Raw genomic sequence first — 26,760 nt, forward strand, 5'->3', positions numbered from 1 at the left:
ACTCATTGAGCGCGTGCCGGTATGATCCGGCATGCGCTTTTTGCTGTACCGACACATCTGCCTGTTACGCCTGCCATACCCGCCCGTATCCCTTAATCCCGCCTCTGCTGGTAAGCGCTTCACAAGATCAAATCAGAACGATAGATATCCAACCGCTGTTATATAGGCGCAGGTGGGCGGTTCCTTTTATGATAGAAGTATCAAGGGGGGAGACCATTGTACAACAAAATCTACAAATACCGCTGGCAATATCTGATGATCCTGCCCGGAGTCGTCCTGCTGTTTCTGTTCAGCTATATCCCCATGGCCGGGATTCAGGTCGCCTTCAAGGATTTTCAGATCGGTACCTCGATCTGGGACAGCACATGGGCGGGCTGGGATAACTTCTCATTCCTGGAAGACCTGCAGTTCCTGACGGTGGTACAGAATACGCTGTACATTTCGGTGCTGAAGTTCATCTGCGGCTTCCCCGCCCCGATTCTGCTGGCGCTCCTGATCAATGAAGTGACCCGGCCGGCGTTCAAGCGTTTCGTCCAGTCGGTCAGCTATCTGCCGCATTTTTTCTCCTGGATCGTTGTTGCTTATATTCTGCAATCCTTCCTTACGCTGGACGGCGGACTGGTCAATCAGTTCATCGGGCAGGCGGGGGGAGAACCGGTATTCTTCCTCGGTTCGACGGAGTGGTTCCGTCCAATTGTTGTCTTCAGCGGCTTATGGAAAGAGACCGGCTGGAACACCATCCTCTATCTGGCTGCTATTACAACCATTGATCCCCAGCTGTATGAATCGGCGAAGGTGGAAGGTGCAGGCAAGCTGGCACAGATCCGCCACATCACCCTTCCCGGAATCATGCCGACCATCTCCATTGTGCTGATTCTTAGTATTCCAAGCTTAATTACAGTGGGAATGGATCAGATTTATCCGCTCATGAACTCTGCCAATCATAGCGTTGCCGATGTGCTGGATACGTATATTCTCCGCAACGGCTTGCAGCAGGGGTACTTCGGGATGGCGACGGCAGTAGGATTATTGTCTTCGCTAATCAGCCTGATCCTGGTCGTCTCAACCAATCAGCTGTCCAGAAAACTAAACGGGGAAGGACTGTGGTGAAGGCCCATGAAAGCAAGCCGAGGTGAAAAGACAGCAGAATACATCATTATTGTCCTGCTATCCCTGTTATGCGTATCGGTGCTGTATCCGTTCCTGTACATGCTGGCGATTTCGCTGAATGACGGGGCGGATGCCGCCAAAGGCGGGGTCTATCTCTGGCCGCGCAGCTTCACACTGATCAATTACGAGATCGTGCTCGGCAATGAGACCATCCGGCATTCCTACCTGATTACAGTGGGCAGAACGGTAATTGGCACGGCTGGCGGACTGCTGGTCACCCTGCTGGTGGCCTTCGGCCTCTCCTACCGGGGACTGCCGCTGCGCAGCATGATTCTCAGCTACATTCTGCTGACGATGCTGTTCAGCGGCGGACTCGTGCCCTTTTACATCCAGCTGAATAATCTCGGTCTGATTAATACGTTCTGGGTGTATATTCTGCCGGGGCTGTTCTCCGTCTGGAACATGTTCGTTATGCTGAAATTCATTCAGGGCATCCCGGAAGCGCTCGTCGAGTCGGCGGAGCTGGATGGGGCCGGACCGGTCCGTATTCTATGGCAAATTATCGTCCCGTTATCGAAGCCTATGCTCGCTGCACTGGGACTGTTCACCGCAGTGGGCCACTGGAATGACTGGTTCGCCGGAGCCTTCTTCGTCACCAAGCAGAATTTGATTCCGGTGCAGACCTTCCTGCAGCAGCTGCTGTCGGCACAGGATCTGTCGGCCGTGCTTGGCTCCAATAACAATCAGGAGGCGCTGGCCCGCAGCTCGCAATTAAAGAATATTACGCTGATGTCGATCAAAATGTCTGTGGTGATGGTCAGTGCACTGCCGATTCTCTGTGTGTATCCTTTCCTGCAGAAGTATTTCGTCAAAGGCGTTCTCCTGGGATCAGTGAAAGGCTGAGCTCTAAGCTTAATGGCTATAGAAGCATTATGCAGTACAATAACCATATAGGGGGAGTAATCTAGTGAAAATCAAAGCATCCCGGCTAACAGCTCTGGCCATGACGGCTCTGCTGACTATTGTCAGCGGGTGTTCCGGTTCCAATTCCGGCGGCGGAAATACGGCGGCAAACAACAGCAGTACAGGAAATAAGCCTGCAGCTACTGAAGGGGCGAGCGGTTCTACAGCCTTCAACCTCTGGCTCGGCTGGAAGGCAACCATCAATAATGACAGCCTGGTGCAGAAGTATTGGCGGGAACAGGAGCCGGGAGTGGATGTGAAGCTGGAGGCTACACAGGGCGATGCGATGACAGCGCTTAACCTGAAGATCAACACCGGCGGATTCGAGGATGCGGCGATCTTCAGCCGGAACGAGACCGTGAAAAGCGCCATGCGGCGCTCCAAGCAGGTGATGCCGGTGGAGCAGTATTTCGACATGCCGGATAAATATCCGGGACTTGCGGCGATTCCGAAGCAATATCTGGAGTTAATGAAGGATGAGGACGGCCATATCTGGTCGATTCCGACCTGGTTTGACCAGAACCCGGAAGAGCCTTGGCCGGGCTGGGCCTCGCAGGGCTGGTTTGTCAGAACGGATGTGCTGGAGAAGGCAGGCATGACTACAGCCGATCTGACCACACTGGAGGGGATTGAGACCTTCCTGAAAAAAGCCGCAGAACAGAAAGACGCCTCCGGTAAAACGCTGCTTCCCATGTCCTTCCTTATGGACACTAATGATTCGCTCGGCTGGAGTGACGAGAATGCGGTGCTGACTGCGTTTGGCGTCAGTACGGGCGGCAATGGCATTCAGAAGCAGGGGGATCAATTTGTTTTCGCTTATGATAATCCCAATTATAAGGCCGCTTATCAATGGTTGAATAAGCTGTACCGGGAGAAGCTGATTGATCCGGAAGTAGTGACCAATAAGGGAGAGCAATATATCGAGAAGAACAAATCCGGCAGGGTCGCGCTGAATGTAGGCAGCTTCTGGAACATTAACGCTACAGCCTGGGAGACGCTGGACGGCCCTACGGAGCCGGGCTGGTTCTATGAAGTCATTCCTTTTCCGAAGGTTGCGGGGGTAGAGAAGCTGGGCATTAACCAGGTCACGAACCCGAATCCGGGTTATGATGTCTATATCAGCCAGAAGACCAAGAATCTTGAGGCGATTCTGAAATTCCTGGATTACAGCCTGCAGCCGAAGCCAGAGCAGCAGCAGGTGATGAGCGAGGGGCCGGCAGGAAAGTATTGGGACTGGACGGACCAGCCGCTGGGCAAGTGGAAATTTACAGATGAAGCGTACAAGACCGCGCGCAACTCCGGCGATACCGCCCAGAAATCCAAAGTTACACCGGAGCTCTATATGACCTCTTCCTACAGCAATGAGTGGTACCCATGGTGGAACACTGAAGATGGCGGTAAGGCTGGTGCAGCCAAGACCATTCAGTTCACCGAAGCCATCGGCAAGATGGGGACTATCCGTGTAGCAGAGCCTTATGATCTGATCGAGGTTAAGCAGGGCGGGGTATGGGAGAAATATTCACTGGAGCTGGAAAATATCCGCAAGGAATACCGGGCTAAGCTGCTGATGGCGGGGGACGATGCCAAATTCGAAGCGGAGTGGAGCGGGTTCCAGGAAGCGCTGGAGAAACGCGGACATTGGAGTGAAGTCAAGGCTGAGTGGCTAAGCAGATATGAGGAAGAAATGAACGCAGGCAGCTAGAAACAAGTGGAAACGGCTTTGCCGTCCATTTAAAGGACGGTACCGTTTCAGCGAGAAATAGAAGGATAATGTATAGCGTGAAACATATAAATTCTTAAATTTTAAAATATGCCGGAGCGCCCTTCACCTGTGAGGGGGCTCCCTTTATAGTTCGTAGGAGGGCCATATGATCAAGCAGAGCATAGAGAAGTGGATTATTCGTATGACCCGGTCCATGAACCTGAGAGGCAAAATTGTCCTGTTCTACGGCCTGATTGTATTCCTTCCTACGGTGCTGCTTGCCGCGGGAGCAGGCTACCTGATGCTGCAGACCGTCCGGGCCAATTATATTCTGACCATCAGGGAAGCTGTACGCCAGAGTGCGCAGAGCATCGAGTTCCGCAAGCAGAGCTATGACCTTCTGGCTACACGGACAGCGACAGATGGTGAATTGATCTCCAGAATAACGCGGGATTATACGGATATCACAGAACAGCTTGGCACTGTCAATTATGTGGACAGATCCTTCCTGTTTACGAGCAAATACCTTCCAGGCATTGAGAACTTCCGCATCTACCATACCAATGCTACGCTGGTACAGGATGGCGGCCTGCTCTGGAAGCCTGAGGGGCGGTTGCTGTCCGGACAGCGTGAACAAGACTGGTATGCGCAGCGGTTGGCTTCTCCGGATAATCTGGTATGGACCAATGCCAAGGATGACCGAAACAAGCTGGTCGTATCGCACAAAATCCTTGACAGTAACGGGGAGGTACACGGGCTGGTCTATCTGCTGCTGGATTATAAAAGCGTGTTCGCCGAATCCTTCGACCATCCCTTTGACGGTGCCGGGGAAATGTATATCGTTGACGGCAGTCAGCGGATCATCGCTTCCTCAGAACCATCCGAGATCGCTACCTCGCTATCCTCCTCCTCATTAAGTGAATACTGGGGCAGGTCTGGCGGAACTACCCGGACTGATAACGGAACGGTACTAATTACGCAGGAGATCAAGTCCGGCTGGCGGGTTGGCGCACTGGTGCATCTGGACCGTCTGGAGGAGCAGTCCAGACGGATTCTGTATTATATCGCAGCGGGAATAGCGTTCTTCCTGCTGCTGTCTGTTTTCCTGATTATGATTGTTCTGAAGAATATCATCTGGCGGATACGCAAGCTGGGGAACCGGATGACGGATATATCGGAAGGATATTTCGAAGTCAAGGTGAAGAACCGGGACAAGGATGAGCTGGGCGAGCTGGAGGTGCTGTTTAACTCCATGTCCGGGCGGCTCGGGAAGCTGGTTGAAGAGCATACGGAAGCGCTGCTTAAGGAGCGTGAGCAATCCTTCCGGGCGCTTCAGGCACAGATTAATCCGCATTTCATCTACAACTCGCTCAGTCTGATCCGCTGGCGGGCGCTGGATCAGCAGGATGAGCTGCAAGTCCGCACGATAGATGCGCTGACGACCTTTTACCGGCTGGCCCTGGGCAATCAGGTCAATGTAACCCGTTTCAGTGATGAGCTGCAACATGTGAAGGCGTATATCGATATCCAGCAGCTCCGTTATCCGGGCCAGGTGTCGGTGGAATGGGAGGTGGAACCGGAGATCCTGAGTCTCTATACCATCAAGCTGATCCTGCAGCCGATTGTAGAGAACTGTTATCTGCATGGCGTCATTACGGCCAGGGAGCATGCTTTTATTCAGATTACGGCTGAACGCAGAGGGGATGAGGTGCGCATCCAGGTCTTTGATAACGGGCAGGGGATCAGCCGGGAGAAGCTCGAACAGATACGCGCGGGTACTTACAGCGGTACGAGGAACGGGTTCGGCATGAATAATATCAGGGAACGTCTGGCGCTATATTTCGGTCCTGAAGGCCGCCTTGAAATCGACAGTGCAGAGGACGAATGGACAGCGGTAACCATTCATTTTCCGGTCTGCATAGAACGTCCCGAGCTGAAGACGAAGGAGGGGTAACATGCGTGTATTGATTGTTGACGATGAGCCCATGCAGATTCAAGGCCTGCTCCGGCATATCCGCTGGGAGACACTTGGCTACGGGACGCCGCTGACGGCCCGTTCCGGGTTGGAAGCGCTTGCTGTATTGCAGGAGAACAAAGTGGATGTGCTCATTACCGATGTGGCGATGCCCGGGATGACCGGAATCGAGCTGCTCGCCAGAATCCAGGCTGATTATCCGCAGCAGCAGTCGATGCAGACCGTAATGATCAGCGGCTTCGATGAATTTGAATTCGTGCAGGAGGCAATCCAGCTTGGGGCTAAGGCCTATGTGCTGAAGCCGGTCAAGACGGAGGAGCTGGAACAGAAGCTGGAGGCACTCCGCGCAGCAGCTGAGAAGAAAAAACTGCTGGAGCAGGAAACAGCCCTGCTCAGGGAGAAGGTGACAGAGAGCCGGGAAGTGCTGCTGGAGCGTTTCATTAAGGATCTGACCAGAGGCTTGATTCACAGTGATGAACTGCTGGATTCATGGCGGCGTCTGCTTGATCTTCCGGCAGGAGAGTGGCAGGCTACGCTGTTCCTCTTCGACTGTGACAGTCTTCACCTGCATCATAGCCATGATGCCAAGGAGCAGATTCTGCTGGGGGAAGGCCTGCAGAATGCGGTGAAGCTTGGGCTGGACGGCTTCTCCGGCGCATATATCGGGAAAGCGGGAGCAGGTGAGACGGCTGTGCTGGTTCTGGAAGCGGTTCCGCAGGCGCGGGCCAGGCTGGAGAAGCAGCTAAGCTTCATTCAGGAAGTGCTTCAGGAACAATATGGTGCTTCCGTTACGGTCGGAGTCAGCAGAGAGGCGTGCAGCTGGACGGAAATTCCGCTCCTGTATAAAGAGGTACGGCATATGATTGCCGATGCACGGCTGGCCGGATATGGGCAGATTGTATATTGTGACCGGCATCTGCTGAACGAATATCATGACTTCCGGCTGCGTGAGGAGTACATTCCGGAGATCGTCAAGCTGCTGGAGCTTGGGGAGAACAGCAAGGCGTCGGCTTATGCAAGCCATGCTTTTGAGATGATGCTGGCCGGAGAGCCCATCTCCTTCTCTTATGTGCAGGCGTTCGGCATGGGACTGCTCAGCGAGCTGGCACGCAAGCTGAAACGGAATCAGGAAACGGATACGGAAACGAATATTCTGATGTGGCAGCGCTTAATTGACTGCACCGGAGTGGAGGAAGTGCGGAAGGCCGTTCTGGAATATCTCGTCCATTATACACAGCATAAGCAGAAGGAGCAGACGGCACAGCAGCATCATCTGATCCAGCAGGTCCGGCAGCATCTGGCCGCACATCTGCAGGAGAATCTGACGGTGAAGCAGCTGGCCGAGCTGTACCATCTGAATTCAAGTTATTTAAGTGTGCTGTTCAAAAAAGAAACCGGCCAGACGATCTCCGAATATGTCCAGGAAACGCGTATGAATAAGGCCAAGGAGCTGCTCCGTGATCCTGGCATTAAGGTGTATGAAGTCGCGGAGCAGGTAGGCTTTCAGACGGCGGCCTATTTCGCCTTCCTGTTCAAGAAGACTACCGGTACCACCCCGCAAGAGTATAGAGATTACCATTATTAGGAGTGATAAATGTGCTGGTAAAGATCAGTCTTGAAGGCGAATGGAAGCTGCAGCTGGAAGAGAAGGGAGAAGGACTGGCATTACCTTTTACCGATGCAATCACGTTGCCGGGAACTACGTCCCATGCCCGTAAAGGGCCGAAGAATAGCGAGGTTCTCACAGGCGCGCTAACGGATGAATATTTGTTTGAAGGACCGGTCTGGTACTCCAGAGAGGTTGGGATTCCGGTAGAGCTGGCGGGTAAGCGCTGCTGTTTATTTCTGGAACGCACACGGCTAACAACCCTCTGGGTGGACGGTGTGGAAATCGGCAGCCGTGACAGCCTGAACACTCCGCATGTATATGAGCTGCCGCAGCTTCAGCCCGGGAGTCATACGCTTACGATCCGGGTGAACAATACCGGTTATCCGACCAAAGGCGGGCATCTGACCTCGCCGGATACCCAGACCAACTGGAACGGGATTACCGGGCGGATGGAGCTGCAGTTCTATGGGGAAGCCCGGATTAGCGGCCTCCGGCTGAAATCTGACCTGCCTGCCCGTTCGGTGCAGATCTCGGCAACGCTGGAGAGCATGCAAGGTGCCACACTAGCGGTATCTGCCAATAGCTTCAATAGTGAGACAACCCATTCCGTAGAGGAACAGGAATATGTCATCGCACCGGGCCCGTTCACTATTGACTATGCATTGGGTCAGGGTGCGCTGCTGTGGAGTGAATCCGCTCCCAATCTTTATACTGTCAGTCTTGTTCTCAAGGGCAGTGATGGAATTCCCGTTGACTCGCAGGAGGTGATCTTTGGGCTTAAGTCATTCCGGGCTGAGGGAGACAAGTTCACGATTAACGGGGACAAGACTTTTCTGCGCGGCAAGCATGACGGCCTGATCTTTCCGCTCACGGGCTATGCTCCGACAGACGTAGAAGAATGGGTGCGAATTCTGGGGATTGCGAAGTCCTACGGCATGAACCACTACCGCTTCCATACCTGCTGTCCGCCGGAAGCAGCCTTCACCGCTGCGGATCTGCTCGGAATCTATATGCAGCCGGAGCTGCCGTTCTGGGGCACGATTACCGACGAGACGGATGAAGGGCATAACCAGGCAGAGCAGGATTACCTGATCCGCGAAGGATATGCCATTCTCCGCGAATTCGGCAATCATCCCTCCTTCGTCATGATGTCGCTTGGCAATGAGCTATGGGGCAGCAAAGCCCGCATTGACTCCTTCCTCGCAGATTATAAGGCGTTCGATGACCGTCTGCTCTACACTCAAGGCTCCAATAACCATCAGTGGGTGCCTGAGGTGCTGGAGCATGATGACTTCTTCAGCGGTGTCCGCTTCACACGCGACCGGCTGTTCAGAGGCTCCTATGCGATGTGTGATGCTCCGCTCGGCCATGTCCAGACCTCGCTGCCAAGTACAATGAAGGATTATGACGACCAGATTGTTCCGCCGGGCTTTGGGAGCGGTGAAGGAGTGACCGCTGAGGCAGGCGGCGAGATCCTGATCCAGTATGGTACCGAAGCCAAGACCGTTCAGGCTGGCGGTGAATCCGGCGAATGGATTCCCCGGGTGCCCGTAGTCTCGCATGAGATCGGACAGTATGCGACATTCCCGAATTTCGCGGAGATTGAGAAATATACCGGTCCGCTCAAAGCGGAGAATTTCATTATCTTCCGGGAACGGCTGGAGAGCAAGGGGCTTGGCCATCTGGCTGATGCCTATTTCAGAAGCTCCGGCCAGCTCGCTGTCGCTTGCTACAAGGAGGAGCTTGAGGCTGCTTTCCGTTCCCGCCGGCTGGCGGGGTTCCAGCTTCTGGATCTCCAGGACTTCAGCGGCCAGGGTACAGCATTGGTAGGTGTTCTGGATGCGTTCATGGATTCCAAGGGGCTGATCAGCCCGGAAGAGTGGCGGACCTTCTGTAATGACGCCGTGCTGCTGGCCAGATTCCCTAAGTACAACTACGCCTCCGGGGAGACCTTCGAGGCCCATGTGGAGCTGAGCTGCTTCCGCAGCGGTATGCCGGATGCCATCGAGCTGCACTGGGAGCTTGCAATTGAAGGAGGAGTGCGGACAACGGGCTTAGCCGGAGCCTGGATTCCTGCCGGAACCCATTACATTGACATTTGCGAGCTGGCGGTTGAGCTTCCGGCGGTTGCCCGGATGAGCCGGGCAGAGCTGGCGCTCCGGGTCCAGGGAACCGATATCCGTAAGAGCTATGACCTGTGGATCTATCCGGAGCAGAGCGATACCCCGCTTGAAGCTGGAGGCATTCATGTGTTCACAGAGCTGTCTGAGGAGGCTGTCTCCCTGCTGGAGCAAGGCGGCAATGTGCTGCTGATGCCGGAGCCGGAGTCGGTTCAGAACGGAATCAAAGGTTATTATTGTACGGATTTCTGGTGCTACCCAATGTTCCGCTCGATTTCGGAGAGCATGAACCGGCGGGTTCCCATCGGTACGATGGGCCTGCTGATCGATAACGGGCATCCGGTGCTGCGCGATTTCCCGAGCGAAGCACATTCCACCTACCCGTGGTGGACGATTGTGGAGCATTCCAAATCATTTATCATGGATGAGGCGGACCGCAGCTGGAATCCTATCGTACAGACCATCGATAATTTCGAGCGCAATCACAAGCTAAGTTTCCTCACAGAATGCCGTGTAGCTAACGGTAACCTGCTGCTGTGTGCTTTGGATGCCGCTAAGGTGAGCGGAACACCTGAAGGCAGACAATTCTTGACCAGTATAGCCGGTTATATGAATTCTGCTGATTTTCAGCCGCAGTACCGGGCAACGGTTGCAGAGCTTCTGGCATTGATTCGCTAAAACACTGGGTAGAGCTGTCCCACAGCCGTGAAGTGTGGCTGGTTGGGGCAGCTCTTTGTTTAGATGTAATTTAGTTGTATTCCGTACATTTAAAACTATCAAAAAGGAAGGCATTCCTCTTCTAAGTGTAGTCTGTACAACTAAAATTGCCTGAATGAGCGGAAACCCGGCTGTGGGGGAAGTTTAAATGTACGTTATACAACTAAACATACTATCGATAGAAAATCGGACGATTTAACTGTACAGACTACAACTAAGCCCAACTGTGTACCTATACCAGACGCTCGGCAAACCCTCAGCTTGTATTGGACTAAGTTGTTACCCGCAAGTCTGAATCTGCTACCTCCCTAGTCTCTTGAACATACTCCAAGAATCTTCTGGACGCAGGGGACAGGTAACGGTCCTTACGCCATTGCATGCCAACCTCCCATTCCCAGCCTGCTTCTTCGATTGGTATCCAGACCAGGCCGTCAAGCATAAGTCCCAGTGTCTGCGGAAGCACGGAGACGCCGAGGCCTGCTTTTATGAAGCCGGCAACGGTAATCAGATCCTCAGCATCATAGGTGGGGGCCAGCTCGAAGTTGGTATTGCTGAACAGTGAGGTGATCGTGTGCTTCAGCCCGCAATTCGTCTTCAGGCCTACGAACGGCTCACCCGACAGCTCGAACAGACTCAGAGAAGCGCGCGAGGCGAATCGGTGGGCGGCTGAGACCACGATATAGATCGGTAATCGGCGGATCACCAGCCATTCCTTATCCTCTCCCGTAGTCTCTCTGGAGGTAATCAGCATATCCGAGGTGCCATTCTCCAGTGCTTCAACAATATCCCCGTGATTCCCCTGGTACAGCTCAAACCGGACCTGCGGGTGATCCGCCTGATAATCCCGGATGAGCGAGGGGATCAGGTCAACACCAAGAATGTTCAGGTAGGAGATATGAACGACCCCGCTCTCCGCATTGGATGACTCCTCAATCTCCCGCACCCCGTTCTCAATGTTGCGCAGCGCCTCTTCAACCCGTGAGCTGAACATCAGCCCATAGCGGTTCAAGTGAACATTGCGGCCCTTGCGCTCGAAGAGAGGAACGCCCAACTCACTCTCCAGCTTGGAAATCGCATGGCTCAGTGCCGGCTGGGTAATGCGTAGCGCCTTGGAGGCGGAGGTCATATGCTCAAGCCGGGCAACGGTCAGAAAGTACTCTAATTGGGTAAGCTCCATTGAAAAAGACTCCTTAATTTATATGAATATTATTAATGAATTACATGAAAATAATAAATTAGACGCACAACTTAATCAAGCATAAGATGAATGTACACCTTAAGCGGCTGCACCCGCCAGCCGGACTGGGGAATACTTCATGAAATGAGGCTGTAATGATGGCTATAACTTATGCTAACCCGCTAACCGAATACGAAGGTAAAAAAATCCTGGTGACCGGCGGCACCAAAGGAATGGGACAGGCTATCGCTGCCCGGTTCACGGCGGCAGGTGCTGAAGTCATGACCACCGCCCGGACATTGCCCCCTGAAGGACCCCAATCGGATCTGTTCGTCCAGGCCGATCTGTCCACGCCGGAAGGTGTGGAGCAAGTCATTGCTGCCGTCAAGGCCCGGTTCGGCCGGATCGACATTCTGGTGAATAATGCTGGCGGCAGCTCAACACCAGCCGGGGGATTTCTCGCAGCATCCGATGAACACTGGATGGATGCGCTGAATCTGAACCTGCTGGCTGCCGTTCGGCTGGACCGGGGGCTGATCCCGCTTATGCTGGAGCAGGGTAAGGGAGTCATCATCCACATCTCTTCCATTCAAAGAGTGCTGCCGCTGATCGAATCGACCATCCCCTATGCAGCCGCCAAAGCTGCGTTAAGCAGTTACAGCAAGAGCTTATCTAAGGAATTCTCTCCGAAGGGCATCCGGGTGAACCGGGTCGCACCGGGCTTCATTCAAACCACAGCAGCCGAAGCCTTCTTGGAAAGTATCGCAGAGGTGACCGGCAGTGTGGAAAGTGCGCTGCAGTCGGTAATGGACGCATTGGGCGGCATTCCGATCGGACGTCCGGGCTTCCCTGAGGAGGTGGGCGAGCTGGTGGCCTTCCTCGCTTCCGACCGCGCAGCTTCCATAACGGGTGCCGAATACGTGATTGACGGCGGAACAGTACCTACGGTATAAGCAACGAACAGTCCGGCAAGCCAATGATGGCTGTGCCGGACTATTTTTTTGAAAGGTAGAAATGTTGGGGGGATTTTGTAAATAATCTTTAGCTTTTCTTTAGTTTTGGTTTAGACTGGATTAAGAATGGCAGGCTATAGTTACAGCTAGTGAGTAGCAAGACTTGCATGAAGAGAGAGACAGAGGGGGATTCAGCATGTATACCATTCTTATAGCCGACGATGAAGCGGAGATTGTGGAGCTGCTGCAGCTATATTTGGAGAAGGAATACCATATTCTGCAGGCCCAGAACGGAATGGAAGCGCTGAAGCTGATGCAGAGCCACAAGATTGACCTGGCGATTCTGGACATTATGATGCCGGGAATGGATGGGCTTCAGCTGCTGAAGCGGATTCGCGAGACGGAGCATTTTCCCGTCCTGTTCCTGTCGGCCAAGAGTCAGCACCATGACAAAATCCTCGGCCTGGAGCTGGGTGCAGACGACTACATCTCCAAGCCCTTCAATCCGCTGGAGATCGTGGCCCGTGCCGGGGCGCTGCTGCGCCGGGTGCATCAGTTCGACGCCAAGGCGGTGGAGGAGGAGAAGCCGAAGGACCAGATTGTGCTGGGCCGGCTGACCCTGGACCGGAGCAGCTGCCAGGTAGAGGTGGACGGTGAACCGGTCGCGCTGACCTCTACTGAATATAAAATTCTGGAGCTGCTGATGCAGCAGCCGGGCCGTGTTTTTACGCGTAAGAAGATCTATGAGACGGTCTGGGAGGACTTCTACGTGTATGAGGATAACAGTATCATGGTGCATATCAGCAACATCCGGGAGAAGATTGAACGCGATTCCAAGCGGCCGGAATACCTGAAGACAATCAGGGGATTGGGGTACAAAATTGAAGCACCCGTGGAAAAGTAGAGACAGCCGCCCGCTGCAAACGTCACTGACCATCGACTTCCTGCTGTTCAACTGTATGCTCCTGATGCTGGTGCTGGCCGTCTATTTATTTGTGCAGAAGGATATCACCCAAGTCATCCGCGAGAAAATGATTCCAGATCCCGACATGTCGGTGGAAGCCCATACGTATCTCGGTGAGCTGGGCGAAGGGCCGGAGAGCGAGCGTCTGCTGAAGAGCGGAGGCTGGCTGGAGCTGCTTGATTCCGGCAAGCGGGTCATCCAGGTGATTGGCGAGAAGCAGGATGATATTCAGATGTATGATGAGGAGACGCTGTATCAGGGACTGGAGAACCGCAGCAATCAGCCGTTTTACTACTCGATCACCAGCGTGCAGAATGACAGCGGGGCGGAGTGGCTGCTGCTGAAGCTTCCCCGGGATGTGGTCAAGGTGTCGATCAACAATGAGCTGCTGATGTCGTACCTGAATCATTCGGTGTTCTTCTATGTCTTTGTGGTCAGCGGGCTGATTCTGCTGCTGATCTTCGTGTACAGCTACTGGGTCTCCAGACGGATCAAGAAGCCGCTGCGGGTGCTGAATCTGGGCCTGAACCGGATGATGGAAGGGCATTACAATACCCGGATTGCATTGTACGCGGAGACGGAGTTCCTGCGGATCGGCAACAGCTTCAACTATATGGCCAATGTGATTGAGAAGACAACCGAGGAGAAGCGGCAGGCCGAGAAAAGCAAGCAGCGGCTGATGGTCGACCTGTCCCATGACCTGAAGACGCCGATTACGAGCATTCAAGGGTATGCGCAGGCGCTGATTGAAGGCCGGGTCACGGACCCCGAGCGGCAAGCGAAATACCTGAATTACATCTACACCAAGTCGGTGCAGGTGACGAAGCTCATTCAGCATATGCTCGACCTGCTTAAGCTGGATTCGCCGGACTTTATTCTGCGGATACAGCGGCTTGAGCTGGGAGACCATCTGCGGGAGATTATTGCAGACACCTATGGCGAGATTGAGCAAAAAGACTTCGAACTGCACCTTCAGGTGCCCGAAGAAGAGGTCTACGCCCACTACGATCCTGAGCTGTTCGCCAGTGTGATTAATAACCTGATCGGCAATGCGCTGGCCTACAATCCGGAAGGGACGCGTATCCGGGTATCGGTAATTCCCGAGGAGACGGATATCCGGGTTGAGATCGCAGACAACGGGATCGGGATTCCCAAGGAGCTGTGGTCCACGATCTTTGATCCCTTTGTACGGGGCGACGAGGCGCGGACGACGGCCAGCGGAGGAACCGGACTGGGCTTATCCATTGCCAAGAAGAACGTGGAGAAGATGGAAGGCACCTTACTGCTGGAGAGCAGGGAGGGCGAGCCGACCGTTTTTGTGATCCGAATACCGAAATAAATAGTTTTCTGTTCCTTAGAGGAAATGATTTCCTCCCTGTCGAATCTATTGGATTGGCGAATAGCGGCAAATAGCCGGAGCGCCTAACTTACATGGGGGGAAGGAATTAGAACATCTATGAAAAAACTCGCATTATGGCTCACCACGCTGCTGCTCGTAGCCGGATTGGTCTATCCGGGGGGCACCGGAACGGCAGCGGCTGCCGCCGCTCCGGCGTATACGGAGATTGCTACTTTTATTGAAGGGCAATTAATCATCTCGCCAGCCAAATCTGTGCTTGTGAATGGCTCTGCCTATGTACCGGTGAAGCTGGCCGGGCAGATTCCGGGCTTCACTGTGACGGCGGATGCCGCCGGCATAACGCTCACAGGCAGCAAAGGCAGCGCCAAGCTGAACAAGGACAACTCTATTTTGTACAAAAGCTCCAATTACGTAGCCTTCAAAACACTGCTTAAGCTCGGAGCGATCGACGGTAAATATGCTTCCAGCGCCATCGCTTTGTTCGTCTGGAGCACAGAGGACGGCAAGAATAAGAGCAACAGTATGCTTTACGCGATCAGCAAGCTGCCGGGTACGATGGGTACTGCGCTGGGCAAAAAGGTCTATTTATACGGACACCCGGGAAGCCACTGGGTGAAGAGTGTACAGTACGTCGATGAGTACAACCAGAACTTTGTGATGCAAAATGAAGCCGGAACCGAGTGGATCCTGGATTTGAATGATTTTGTGGACAATACCATGTATTATAGTGAGAATATCGATTATCTGAAGTATTACTATAATGGACAAACGGTCTGGGTAAGAAATTCAGAGCTGAGCAATTCTCCGTTCAAGAACTTTGAGAAAGCAACCGTTGCCAACTTCCGCTCAAATCCTGTAAACGGGAATTTAGAAATGATCATCCGCCGGGCCAACGGGCAGGAGATTCCGGTGGAGATTGATCCAACTGCGGGTGATTATGGTGATTACGTCGAAGACATCTTATTTTTCAAGAATCCGCAAACCACCTTCAAAATCAGCGATAAGATGTGGAAGTCCATCCGTGAAGAGCGGGCGGTCAGCGGCATGACAATCACCGAGCTACTGCTCGCCTGGGGAGAGCCGGATGAGGTATACGACGGGTATGTAGTGTACGGACGCCAATACGTCTATTTCCTTAACGATAAGGTTTTCTCTATAGTTGATCTGTAAATTTCAGCGTCACCGGCCTTGCCTGAGGAATTCTTAGCGTTCCTTGGGCAGGCTCTTTTTTTCATGTATAATAAATGCACCGGAATCAGCTATTCTTGATACAACAGGAGGACACCATGCAGCTAATCGAACCACAGATGATCCAGACCCGAATCGACCAATTCGTCGGCGATGATCTATATATCCATCTTGAACTTACCAACGGAGCCTATGCCAGCCATTTCGACAGCTCCCGTGCTCCGGGCTCGGTGTTTATCAGCAATGCCGGGATCCGTTACACCCACGGCTCTATCTCTGGTGCCGGACCCTACCGGGTGGGCCTGAAGACAGAAAAGGGCTGGATTTACGCAGAAGGCCTGACGCATGTGGATGAGCAGGATACGGAGCGGCTGATTCTGGCCGGGCATGACAGTATGGGCAAGCTGATTGTAGCGTTGCAGCTTAGCCGGAGCCCTTTTTGATGAACATGGAGGAGAACGCAGCTATGAATAACAGAGCTATGGAGCATCAGACCATCCTGGTGGTGCTGCCCCATCCCGACGATGAAGCTTATTTCGTATCCGGGACACTCGCGGGGTATATTGCCAGGGGCTCCAAGGTAACTTACGCCTGCCTTACGCTCGGGGAGATGGGGCGCAATATGGGTGTTCCGCTGATCGCGAACCGTATTACCCTGCCGGAGATCCGCAAGAAGGAGCTGGCCGCATCCTGCAAGGCTATTGGGATTCAGGACCTGAGGATGCTCGGCTTCCATGATAAAATGATCGAATTCGAAGATCCGGCGCTGCTGGATCAGCGTATCGGATCGCTCATCACGGAGGTTGCGCCGTCGCTGGTGATTACGTTCTATCCCGGTTACAGTGTGCATCCGGACCATGACGCCACGGGCGCTGCGGTGATCCGCACGATTGCCCGGATGCCTGCTGCGGAGCGTCCCGCCATACATAGTGTCGCCTTCTCGAATGGCCATCAGCAGCGGATCGGGGCAGCCGATGTAGTCATGGATGTAACCCCGTATATCACGGTCAAAATCAACTCCATTCTGGCGCACCGCACCCAGTTCCAGGAGGAGAAAGTGCTAGGCGGCCTTAAGCCAACCGATCCGGCAATCTGCGGCAAGTACGGTACGGAACGCTTCTGGACCTACCGGTTCGATGAAATGACCGGACAGCCGGAGGAAGCAGCCTTGTGCTGCCAATAGATTGGAGGCTTGCAGATGACAGAGCAAAGAGTATACATCCGTTTCCCCGTGCTTGAGGATGCCGCAGAGCTGACGGAGATGTATGGGCGCAACCGGGCGTTTTTTGAAGAGCATTCGCCCGACATCAGCGAGGAATTCTATACCGAAGAGTATCAGCGCGGCAAAATTGCGCAATATGAAGAATACCGGGCAGCAGACGACCGCTACGATTTTCTGGTGATTCACAAAGCAGACCGCCGGATTATCGGCAGTGTCAGTCTGTCTTTTGTGGTACGGGGACCGCTGCAGAGCTGCATGATCGGGTACAGCCTGGACAAGGATTATAACGGTAAAGGCTATATGACGGAGGCTGTGAAGCAGGTCGTAGACTATGCCTTCCGGGAGCTGAAGTTCCACCGGATTACCGGGGAGGCTTCACCGGACAATCCCGGCTCCATCCGTGTGCTGGAGAACGCAGGGTTCCACAAGGAAGGCATTGCCCGGCTGAATGTGAAGATCCGCGGCGTGTGGAAGGACCACCAGATTCTCGCGATCATCAACCCGGCGGATATTAGTTAATGGAGTTAACGCACGGATTATGTGCTTAAATATTAAAATTGTGGAGGATCACCGATGAGCCAGCGTTTACGTATTACCCGTTCGATGCAGGAAGAGAATGCAGAGCAAGCCATTACCTTGGAGGAATGCAAGCAATATTTTGCCGGTAAGCCCGGCTTCAGATATTCCGAGGTCTTCACCGTAAAGGGACCGGAGAGCACAATGTCGATTGACGGAGATTTCTTCATGTGGAGCCACGAAGGCGCGGAGTACCCGTTCCGGCACTATATGGGCGATCTGTATGTGGCCCTCTCCGTTGAAGCCATTATCCCGGTGATGCTGGAGGTCGCTGCGGACCTGCGGGCTGATGTGGCTGAGGGATAAGACCCGTCCTCCAAGCACTCCCTAGCGGTCAACAGGACTGTGACGGGAGTCTTTGGGCTTGCTGGAATGCCGCCGGGACATGATCAACAGACACAGGGCAATCACGGTAAGGATCATCCCCAGCACCTGGAAGCCCCTGAAGCTGAACGAATTGCCCATAACGATTCCGATCAGCAGGGAAGAAAGGATGGTTCCGAAATATCTGGAGGTGCTGAATAAGCCGGAGGTGACTCCAATCAGCTCTTTGGGCGAATGGTTGAACAAGGCTGCTTGCATAGCGACATTGATCAGCCCGTTGCTGATTCCGAAGGCGGCGAGAACCAGAATGATGCTGATTAACGGGGATACCGGATTGAGCAGTACGATACACACCGACCCGATGGTCATAAGGATAGCCGATACGGCCTGCGCCGGCCGGGGCCCGGAGGCATCGATCCATCGTCCGGCCAGCGGAGAAACGGCGAGCGAGCTTAGACCGAGGCTTAACATCAGCAGCCCGGTGTGGAATTCACTGACCTGACGAACGAGCTGCAAATAAGAAGGCAGACCGAAGAAGACGGAATAGAATAAAAGATTAACCAGCATAAATTCGGCATTGACCCGGATCAGCCCGGGAGATTTGGCGAAGGTACGCAGCGGAATAAAGGGCATCGCTGTTCTTAGCTCATGTCTTACGAAGACGATAAGCAGGATGACCCCGGCCAGACCGGTGATGATATTGAACAGAGAGACATGGCCGGAGGACTTGGCGGAGAGCATCTGTGCCAGCACAGCCACCAGTCCGGTAGTGAACAGCAGAATTCCAGGTACGTCTATCCGGCTCATCCATTCACGCAAGGACAGCTTGGGTGCTATAGCTGCTGGCGGCTTGTCCTGGGGGATGGTTTTCCAGGCTAACAGGAAGCTCGCCGTTACAAACGGAAGATTGATATAGAAGATGGAAGACCAGCCCCATACATGGACCAGTACCCCGCCGACAAAAGGTCCTACCGCCGCTGCTCCCGATGTAAACATAGACAGTACAGACAGCGCGGAAGCTTGCTTATCTGTAATATTTACCCGGATGATTGCCATTCCCACAGCCACCACCATACTGGTGCCGACCGATTGGACAACCCGCAGAACGATGAGCGCTTCGAAGCCCGAAGACAGAGGCGTTAGCAGGGAGGCGGCGAAGACGATCATCAGTCCTGCCAGAAAAATTCTTCTGCGGCCGAAGATATCGCTCGCTCTGCCCATGACAGGCTGGGCAATAGCGCTGCCTATATAGAACGAAAAAATAATCCAGGAAACCACGGTGAATTCAAGCTTGAATGCCTGCTGCAGCCCGGGAATCGCCACTGCCACCATCGAAGAGTTAAGCGGGTTCAGCATCACACCCAGCCCAACGGATATCATTAACCACCAGTTCCGTGCATTCATTGTTATTCCCCCTCAAGTGCTGTACAGTTATCGTACAGGAGAAGAGTCATTTACTCCAACGCATTTCATGGTATGATTTCATAGACTTGAAGGAATGAATGGAGGCGGATATGGAGCTTCTTCAATTAGAGTATTTCATCGCGGTTGCCCGCCTGGAGCATATGACCGAGGCTGCACACAGGCTGCATGTCACCCAATCCTCACTGAGCAAGACCATTCAACGGCTGGAGGAGGATCTCGGAGTCCCCTTATTCGACCGGAGCGGGAGGAAGCTGCGGCTGAGCGAGCCGGGCCGCCGATTTCTTCCGCGTGCGGAGAAGGCGCTGTTTGAACTTAAGCAGGGGAGACAGGAGCTTAAGGACCTGTCCGGCCTGGAGTCCAGCACCCTTAAATTAGCGGTCACCACCGCGAGTACCTTGCCCGGTATCCTCCGGGCATTTCGCCGCAAGCTGCCGGACATCCATTTTCACGTACAAATGCTGCCCATGCAGGAGATGATTGCCCTTCTCCAGAGGGGAGAGGTTGATTTCTGCCTATCCTCTCCACCGGTCAGAGGGGGGGATGTGGAATGTCAGGTTGTCTATAATGATTATATCTATCTTGCCGTTCCCGCCGGTCACCCGCTGGCAGGCCGTAAGAGCCTCTGCTTGATAGAGCTAAAGGATGAGTGGTTTGTAGGTGTCAAGCAAGGCTACGGGATTCGCGATTTGGTGGATTCCGTCTGCCAGGCTTCAGGCTTCCTGCCACGCTATGTCTATGAGGGAGATGAACCGGCCCGCTTGATTGACCTGGTGGAAGCCGGAATCGGCCTGGCCTTCATACCGGGTACAGCGAGGAATACGCAGGAACATATCCGTCTGATTCCGCTGGAGGACCAGAGGCTGGTTAGGGAAATTGCTTTGTTATGGCATAAGAACCGCTATATTTCACAGGCGGGTCTGATTTTCCGTGAGGTTGTTATCGGGTATTTCGCTAAGCTATAATGTCACCGGGAGGAATGAATCTATGAACGACACACAGATTACAGAACACAAGCGCATATTGGTAGTGTTCCCGCATCCTGACGATGAGGCGTTTACAGCGGCTGGCACACTGGCGAAGTATATTGAGCTTGGCACTGAAGTGACCTATGCCTGCCTGACGCTCGGGGAGATGGGGCGGAATATGGGGATTCCTCCCTTCGCGAACCGGGTAACCTTACCGGAGATCCGCCGGGAGGAGCTGCGTGCTTCCTGCCATGCTATCGGGATACAGGACCTAAGAATGATGGGCTTTCACGATAAAATGATCGAGTTCGACGACCCGCGCCTGCTGGAGGATACAATATTGTCCTTACTTCAGGAGCTGGCTCCGTCTCTTGTCATTACATTCTATCCGGGTTACAGCGTACATCCTGACCACGATGCCACCGGAGCGGCGGTCATCCGGGCAGTCCATCGTCTGCCTGCCGCTGCCCGCCCGGTTGTCCATTGTTGCGCCTTCTCCATCGGCCATGAGGAGCATATCGGCCTCCCGGATGTACATGTCGATGTCACTGCATTCCTGGACAAGAAGATGGCCTCGATCCGCTCCCACCGTTCGCAATATCAGGCGGCCGAGCTTGTCGGCAGCCAGGAGCTGACGGAACAGGAGATCCTGCTCCGTTACGGGCAGGAAGCCTTCTGGACGTATCCACTGGATGCTCTGGATGCACAATAATAAGAGAAGGTAGGAACAATAGATATGAATCCTATGAATCAGAAAGAGCGAATGCTCGCAGAGCTACCTTATAAAGCATGGCTCGACGGATTAATTGAGGAACGGACAGCTGCGCGGCGGCTGGTTCATCAGTTCAACAATCTGAGCCCCGATGCCCGTGAGGAGCAGGAGGCGGTAATCCGCAAGCTTTTCGGCCAGGTTGGGGAGATTGTACATATTGAAGCACCCTTCCGCTGCGATTATGGAAGCAACATCAGTGTGGGCAATAACTTCTATGCCAATTTCAACTGTACGATTCTCGATGTAGGCAAGGTGGTTATCGGCGATAACGTGATGTTCGCTCCGAATGTCTCGCTCTATACCGCCGGGCATCCGATCCACCCGGAATCCAGAAATTCCGGCTATGAGTACGGCATCGGTATCACAATCGGCAATAATGTCTGGCTCGGCGGTAATGTCATTGTGAATCCGGGCGTAACCATCGGGAACAATGTCGTCATCGGGGCCGGAAGTGTCGTCACGAAGGATATTCCTGATAACATGATCGCCGTAGGCAGTCCGTGCCGGGTCATCCGTGAGATCACGGAGGAGGACCGGAAATATTATTACAAGGATCGGGAGTTTGACGTTACGGATTACATGTAGATGATAAGGCTATATAAGAGAAATGCTCCCATGCAGTTTGGGGGCATTTTTGGTGTGAACAATTGTCTGAGGATAAGAAGCTATAGGTTAGCGGGAATTAAGCAGATTAACAAACGATTTCACAGATTTGGGGGCCTTCGGATTCGCAAGCCCGGTGCTATCATTGGTATGAAACGTTACGCATTGCGGATTGTAAGCGTATTAACGGGCTGGTGCCAGAGCCGTGCCTGGTTAGAGTCAGCGTCAAATTACCAGGGTCTGGGGGAGCGGAATAATGAGAGAAATTCTGTTGAATGAAATGAACTGGGAAGTTAAAGGTTATTGGCCTTGGGTGCCATTGAAGGGTACAAGTATGGAGCTTGGTCAGGAACTAATGGGCGTGACCGACTGGATGCCGGCAACTGTGCCGGGGGGAGTTCATTACGATCTCTACAGACAGGGCTGGATTCCCAATCCCTATGAAGATTTGAACAGTTTGAGCTGCGAATGGGTAGAGAACCGCTGGTGGGTGTACCGTATGACCCTGCAGCAACCAGAGTTGAAGGGGGCCAGAATGGAGCTGGTCTTTCAGGGGCTTGATTATGAAGCGGCGGTATACGCTGATCATATCCTGCTTGGGGAGCATAAGGGAATGTTTGAGCCGGCTGTGTTTGATGTCACAGAGCTGCTCTCCGTTAGAGAGAATCTGGTGATATCTGTGCTTCTGAAGCAGGCACCCGATGAAATGGGGCAAATCGGCAAAACCTCGGCCACCTTCACGCAGAAAAGCCGTTTCAATTATAAGTGGGATTTCTCAACCCGGCTGGTTAACGCCGGAATCTGGGATGATGTATTGCTAAGGATACATGAGGATTGCTCATGGGGCGAAATGTCCATCACAACCCATGCAGAGTTTGAAGAGGACGGCAGCACTAAGGCAACTGGAAGTATTGAAATACAGGCTGCCGTCCTAAGCATGACTGGAGCAGAACCTGCCCGGAAACTGATGGCGCAGATTACCTGCGCTGATCCCGTAGGTAATCAGCTGCTGATGCAGACGCATCCCGTCTGTGCCGGCACGCTGCTCAAGACCATTCTTGATGTCCCTGAACCTGAGCTATGGTATCCGAACGGTTACGGGGCACAGCCGCTCTACAGCCTTGAACTGAAGCTGCTGGATGAAGACGGGAAGCCGCTGGATACACGGGTGATCAGAACCGGAATCCGCAGGCTTGAGTATATCCGCAACGTTGACAGTCCTGACAATGCTCTGCCCTATACAGTGGTCATAAACGGCCGCAGGATCTATATGAAAGGGGTGAATATGACACCTCTGGACCATCTCTACGGCAATGTATCCGTTGAGCAGTATCAGCTGATGGTCCGTCTAATGAAAGCGGCTCACGTTAATCTTGTCCGGGTGTGGGGCGGCGGGATCATTGAGAAGGAGGTCTTCTACGACCTATGTGATGCCAATGGCATTATGGTCTGGCAGGAATTCATCCAGTCGAGCTCGGGGATTGATAATATACCTTCCAAGCGCCCGGAATTCCTTGAGCTGCTGCATAGGTCTGCCCGCTCCGCACTCTGTGTGAAGCGCAATCATGTCGCCTTGACGATATGGAGCGGCGGAAATGAGTTAATGAGCGAGCCGAACAAGCCGTCGGACATAAGCGATTCCAATCTGGCAATGCTGATGGAGCTGGTCGGGCAGAACGATCCGCAGCGGCTGTTTCTCCCAACCTCGGCTTCCGGACCGGTGGAGTATATTACGGAGACTAAGGGGCAGGGACATGATGTTCATGGTCATTGGAAGTATATGGGGAACCCGTATCACTACGAGTTATACGGCAGCAACGACAATCTGCTGCACAGTGAATTCGGGGCAGACGGGCTGAGTTCACTCAAGAGTCTGGAGAAATTCCTGGGTACAGACAACCGCCAGCCGGTCTCTATGGAGAATAGTGCAGTCTGGAGACATCACGGGGAGTGGTGGGATACGCTGAGCCGGGATGAAGAAATATTCGGCAGCCTGACGGATCTGGCGCAATTCTCCGCCTGCAGCCAGTGGATTCAGGCCGAGGGAATCCGCTTCGTGCTGGAGGCCAACCGGCGGCGCAAATTCCGAAACAGCGGAAGTATTGTCTGGCAGCTCAACGAACCTTGGCCGAACGTGTCCTGTACCAATCTGGTCGATTATTATGGTGAACCGAAGATGGCCTACCACTGGATGAAGATGGCCTTCCGCCCGCTGCATGTATCACTGGACTACCGGAGCCTGCTGCTTACACCCGGTACCGCTTTCCATGGAGATGTATATATACATGGCTGGGAAGGGGGCAAGCTTGAAGCGGAGGCGGTAGTCCTGGATGCAGCGGGCCGGTGCCTGCACCGGCAACGATTCGTCACCCGGGGAGACAGAGACCGGGCAGTGTGCGCCGGGAGCCTGAATTTCACAGTACCTGAGCAGGAGGACCGGTTATATTTCATCCGATTGACCTTGGTGAACGGTGAAGCTGAACCCCAGCAGAATATATATTTATTCTCTACCGCCAGGCAGCATCTGTACGCGCCGGCGTTATCGCTTGCAGGCGGCAATCTTCAGGTGCGCCAGGAGAACAGGTGGCTGCCCACTGATAGCGGAGAGCTGAGTCTGCAAGCCTGCTTCACAGTATTGAATATAGGCAGTGAAGTGCTCCTTCACGTACATGCCCAAGAGGAGGGGAACCGCTACTGGATGGAAGCAGAAGAACAGTTCCTGACCTTGTTCCCGGGTGAGGCAAGAACGGTGAGTGTGATCTGTACACCAAAGCAGGCGGGAGGATTCCTGGCAGGGGAGAATCACAGCATCTCGGATGACTTGCCAAATGTTCAATTCCATTCGTTCCTGAGTGCCCAAGGCACAAGCATACTGGAGGGAGGACATAAGAATCATGGGTGAACCATTGTGTTTTGTACCAGGGCCATTCGTACCGCTAAGCCGGTACGTTCAGAACGGCGGGCTTGAGCCCGTCACCATTCCGGTTAGCCGGGCAGTGGCGGATTATTTAAGATGGCATCACTCCATTCTGAAGCTGGCCTGTCAGCACGGCGGCGAAGTGACCTACCTTAACGCAAGGTGGTCCACACTGTATGAAGATACCGTTGAAGCTGAAGCAACAGCAGGGAACAGTAATGCTGCAGAAGCTGTATTCGTGCTTGTCAGCCCGCTGCTTACCAATATGTTCCCTGTCGTAACGCACTGGGATAACCATTCAGCAGCGGGAAGAGGCAGGTTCCGCTATGGTGGAACAGACGGTATTGGAACGCTGCGCATGGACGAAGCGGGGAAGCAGGTTGTTTCTGAGCATATAAGGCTCTATAACACCGATGAGGACAGCCCTTATGTATATAACACTGCAGATTATGAGCTGTTTGGGGAAGATGGATCGGAGAGAACGCTGAAAACTCCGCAATACGAGCACTACATCGGGGACCGCTACAGTCTGTATGCAGTCGATGATTTGGTTGCTGTATCCTTGAGTGACCGTATGCTCAAGAGCTTTGGATATCCTGTGGTTTTCATTAATGAATCCAGAGAGGAAGGAGCGCTGGTAGTTGATGCACCAGTATTCCAGCTGATCAGCAACAGTCTGCTGGTTTCGGAGGACCGGCACAGCCTGGCTTCCTATCTTCTCCCGCCTTATTGGGATCCGGCGAACTCCAATCGTTATCCGCTGCTGTTCAATGGGTATTACGACGCCAATGAGAATACCTTCAGTACAGTGGGTCCTTCCTTTCTGGAGATTATAGGGAAGACGCTCGCCAGCACGGGCAGGGGAGCGGTTGGCATTCTCTGGAACGGAGGAGGCTACATCGGAAGCCGTTCTCTGCAGGGCTCAGTCTACGGGGGCATCGGGGCGGCAATTGCCAGAGCCCGGGACCGCTATGACGGCGATGCAGAGCGGGTAGTGGCTGTAGGAGGTTCACGCGGCGGATTGACTGCACTGCTGGCCGGAGGCAACCCATATCGGTTGCCTTACCGGGTACGTTATACACTATGCTACGCACCGCCGCTGATTCTTAACGGGTTTTCCCGCGAGCATGCGGATGGCCCCTGTCCGCTGATCTGGCATGTAGCAGAGGCGGACACCGGTTACCGTGACATCTGGAAGCATAACTGGCGGCATCCGGAGACCGGCTGTAACGCGGTTGAGACGCTTCTGTGGACTTTAACAGGTGAAGGCGACACCGGACGTATGAAAGAAGCTGCCGGTCTGGAGTCCGAGTTCTTCCTGTCGGGACTGAAGGCGAGCGGTACGAAGCTGCTGATCAACCACGGGACACATGATGCCTTCACTTTGAGCCGCTTCAGCTTTGCTTATGCTGCTTTGGCCCGAAGCTATGGCATTCCGCTGCGGCATGAGATTGGCTACCGTTTCGGCCATAACAACTGTACGGATCTTTATGAACAGGCAGCCCAATGCCTGAAGGCGCTGCTGCAGGATCAGGAGCTTGAATTCTCAGGAACGATTCATTACCGCAGACGAAGTCCGGCTGCAGGAGAATGGGAACAGGCGGAACGGTTTAGTCCGGAACGTCAGCCTGTTTTTCTGGAGGCACCGAAGTTCGTACCCGAAGGCAGCCCGGTAGCCTGGACACTGTATGGAGAGCAAGGCATGGAGTACCGGCTGGAGCTGGACAGGCTGGACCAGCAGGCCTGGGAACAGAACAAGCAGGTGATCCGTAATAAGCGCATCAGCCTGGCGTGCGGGTTCTTGCCGGAGAAGGGACATCCCCTTGAAGTGTGCTCGTGGCAGGATGGGATAAGCCCCTCCACTGAACGGTTAAGCACAGGGTATTATCTGTACGTGTTGTCCTACAGGCTGCTGGGTGAACGGAGCTGGACCGAGATCTCGCCTTCCCGGGTACCGCAGCCCGGTGCAGAGCCGCAGTCGGTTCTCCGCGTTCTGGAGGAGCAGCCCAACCCGGCAAGCGAGTCCTTCCGTGCGGAAGCGGCTGTTCAGTGCATCGGCTGCGGGCTGTCTGAAGCGTGAGCAATAAGTAGCTTTACAAACGCTTTCGCAGGGTTACC

At 53.8% G+C, this 26,760-nt stretch carries 21 protein-coding genes; 19 read left to right on the plus strand and 2 right to left on the minus strand.

The features are described 5' to 3' along the window. Nucleotides 1-216: 216 nt before the first annotated feature. From MHI24_RS31345 to MHI24_RS31370, 6 genes are all read left to right on the plus strand, one after another. A complete protein-coding gene (locus tag MHI24_RS31345; RefSeq protein WP_340023466.1) occupies nt 217-1,110 on the plus strand; it encodes an ABC transporter permease subunit in 894 nt (297 codons plus the stop codon). Between the two features lie 6 nt (nt 1,111-1,116). Continuing rightward, nucleotides 1,117-2,013: a carbohydrate ABC transporter permease gene (locus tag MHI24_RS31350; RefSeq protein ID WP_340023467.1), complete on the plus strand. Its 897-nt coding sequence runs from the start codon at nt 1,117-1,119 to the stop codon at nt 2,011-2,013. Between the two features lie 64 nt (nt 2,014-2,077). Beyond that, the gene (locus MHI24_RS31355) at nt 2,078-3,775 is read left to right on the plus strand and encodes a hypothetical protein (protein WP_340023468.1); all 1,698 of its coding nucleotides are present in this window, start codon (nt 2,078-2,080) and stop codon (nt 3,773-3,775) included. A 166-nt stretch (nt 3,776-3,941) separates the two neighbouring features. Further along, a complete protein-coding gene (locus MHI24_RS31360) occupies nt 3,942-5,729 on the plus strand; it encodes a sensor histidine kinase (protein WP_340023469.1) in 1,788 nt (595 codons plus the stop codon). Nucleotide 5,730: 1 nt separating this feature from the next. Continuing rightward, complete coding sequence (locus tag MHI24_RS31365) at nt 5,731-7,335, plus strand: response regulator (RefSeq protein ID WP_340023470.1); 1,605 nt, start codon at nt 5,731-5,733, stop codon at nt 7,333-7,335. Between the two features lie 11 nt (nt 7,336-7,346). Next, nucleotides 7,347-10,157 carry a beta-glucuronidase gene (locus MHI24_RS31370; RefSeq protein ID WP_340023471.1) on the plus strand — a complete coding sequence of 937 codons (2,811 nt, stop codon included), beginning with the start codon at nt 7,347-7,349 and terminating at the stop codon, nt 10,155-10,157. Nucleotides 10,158-10,467: 310 nt separating this feature from the next. Here MHI24_RS31370 and MHI24_RS31375 read toward each other — a convergent pair whose 3' ends face one another. Then, the gene (locus MHI24_RS31375; RefSeq protein WP_340023472.1) at nt 10,468-11,373 is read right to left on the minus strand and encodes a LysR family transcriptional regulator; all 906 of its coding nucleotides are present in this window, start codon (nt 11,371-11,373) and stop codon (nt 10,468-10,470) included. Nucleotides 11,374-11,531: 158 nt separating this feature from the next. On the opposite strand from MHI24_RS31375, the gene MHI24_RS31380 reads away from it, so the two are divergent. The 8 genes from MHI24_RS31380 (at nt 11,532) to MHI24_RS31415 (ending at nt 17,942) form a co-directional block, all read left to right on the plus strand. Beyond that, nucleotides 11,532-12,326, plus strand: coding sequence for an SDR family oxidoreductase (locus MHI24_RS31380; protein WP_340026850.1), 795 nt, complete (start codon nt 11,532-11,534; stop codon nt 12,324-12,326). A gap of 196 nt (nt 12,327-12,522) precedes the next feature. After that, a complete protein-coding gene (locus tag MHI24_RS31385; protein ID WP_340023473.1) occupies nt 12,523-13,230 on the plus strand; it encodes a response regulator transcription factor in 708 nt (235 codons plus the stop codon). After that, entirely contained in the window at nt 13,208-14,629 is a 1,422-nt protein-coding gene (locus MHI24_RS31390) for a HAMP domain-containing sensor histidine kinase (protein ID WP_340023474.1), read from the plus strand. The genes MHI24_RS31385 and MHI24_RS31390 overlap by 23 nt, the downstream gene beginning before the upstream one ends. A gap of 117 nt (nt 14,630-14,746) precedes the next feature. Further along, nucleotides 14,747-15,820, plus strand: coding sequence for a hypothetical protein (locus MHI24_RS31395; protein WP_340023475.1), 1,074 nt, complete (start codon nt 14,747-14,749; stop codon nt 15,818-15,820). A gap of 116 nt (nt 15,821-15,936) precedes the next feature. Then, nucleotides 15,937-16,281: a YojF family protein gene (locus MHI24_RS31400; RefSeq protein WP_340023476.1), complete on the plus strand. Its 345-nt coding sequence runs from the start codon at nt 15,937-15,939 to the stop codon at nt 16,279-16,281. A gap of 38 nt (nt 16,282-16,319) precedes the next feature. After that, nucleotides 16,320-17,021 carry a bacillithiol biosynthesis deacetylase BshB2 gene (gene bshB2, locus MHI24_RS31405; RefSeq protein WP_340026851.1) on the plus strand — a complete coding sequence of 234 codons (702 nt, stop codon included), beginning with the start codon at nt 16,320-16,322 and terminating at the stop codon, nt 17,019-17,021. 15 nt (nt 17,022-17,036) lie between these two features. Continuing rightward, nucleotides 17,037-17,579 carry a GNAT family protein gene (locus tag MHI24_RS31410; protein ID WP_340023477.1) on the plus strand — a complete coding sequence of 181 codons (543 nt, stop codon included), beginning with the start codon at nt 17,037-17,039 and terminating at the stop codon, nt 17,577-17,579. Nucleotides 17,580-17,633: 54 nt separating this feature from the next. Beyond that, complete coding sequence (locus MHI24_RS31415) at nt 17,634-17,942, plus strand: hypothetical protein (protein WP_340023478.1); 309 nt, start codon at nt 17,634-17,636, stop codon at nt 17,940-17,942. A 21-nt stretch (nt 17,943-17,963) separates the two neighbouring features. Here MHI24_RS31415 and MHI24_RS31420 read toward each other — a convergent pair whose 3' ends face one another. Further along, a complete protein-coding gene (locus MHI24_RS31420) occupies nt 17,964-19,364 on the minus strand; it encodes an MFS transporter (protein WP_340023479.1) in 1,401 nt (466 codons plus the stop codon). Between the two features lie 110 nt (nt 19,365-19,474). Between MHI24_RS31420 and MHI24_RS31425 the strand changes: the two genes are divergently transcribed. The 5 genes from MHI24_RS31425 (at nt 19,475) to MHI24_RS31445 (ending at nt 26,722) form a co-directional block, all read left to right on the plus strand. Then, complete coding sequence (locus tag MHI24_RS31425) at nt 19,475-20,347, plus strand: LysR family transcriptional regulator (RefSeq protein WP_340023480.1); 873 nt, start codon at nt 19,475-19,477, stop codon at nt 20,345-20,347. Nucleotides 20,348-20,369: 22 nt separating this feature from the next. Further along, nucleotides 20,370-21,062 (plus strand): bacillithiol biosynthesis deacetylase BshB2, encoded by a 693-nt coding sequence (gene bshB2, locus MHI24_RS31430; RefSeq protein ID WP_340023481.1) that lies wholly within the window; start codon nt 20,370-20,372, stop codon nt 21,060-21,062. A 33-nt stretch (nt 21,063-21,095) separates the two neighbouring features. Further along, entirely contained in the window at nt 21,096-21,707 is a 612-nt protein-coding gene (locus MHI24_RS31435; protein WP_340026852.1) for a sugar O-acetyltransferase, read from the plus strand. 274 nt (nt 21,708-21,981) lie between these two features. Then, a complete protein-coding gene (locus MHI24_RS31440; RefSeq protein WP_340023482.1) occupies nt 21,982-24,627 on the plus strand; it encodes a glycoside hydrolase family 2 TIM barrel-domain containing protein in 2,646 nt (881 codons plus the stop codon). Beyond that, a complete protein-coding gene (locus MHI24_RS31445; RefSeq protein ID WP_340023483.1) occupies nt 24,620-26,722 on the plus strand; it encodes a hypothetical protein in 2,103 nt (700 codons plus the stop codon). Before MHI24_RS31440 ends, MHI24_RS31445 begins: the two co-directional genes overlap by 8 nt. The last annotated feature ends 38 nt before the right edge of the window (nt 26,723-26,760 follow it).

The organism is Paenibacillus sp. FSL K6-1096 (assembly GCF_037977055.1).
Taxonomy (GTDB): domain Bacteria; phylum Bacillota; class Bacilli; order Paenibacillales; family Paenibacillaceae; genus Paenibacillus_AQ.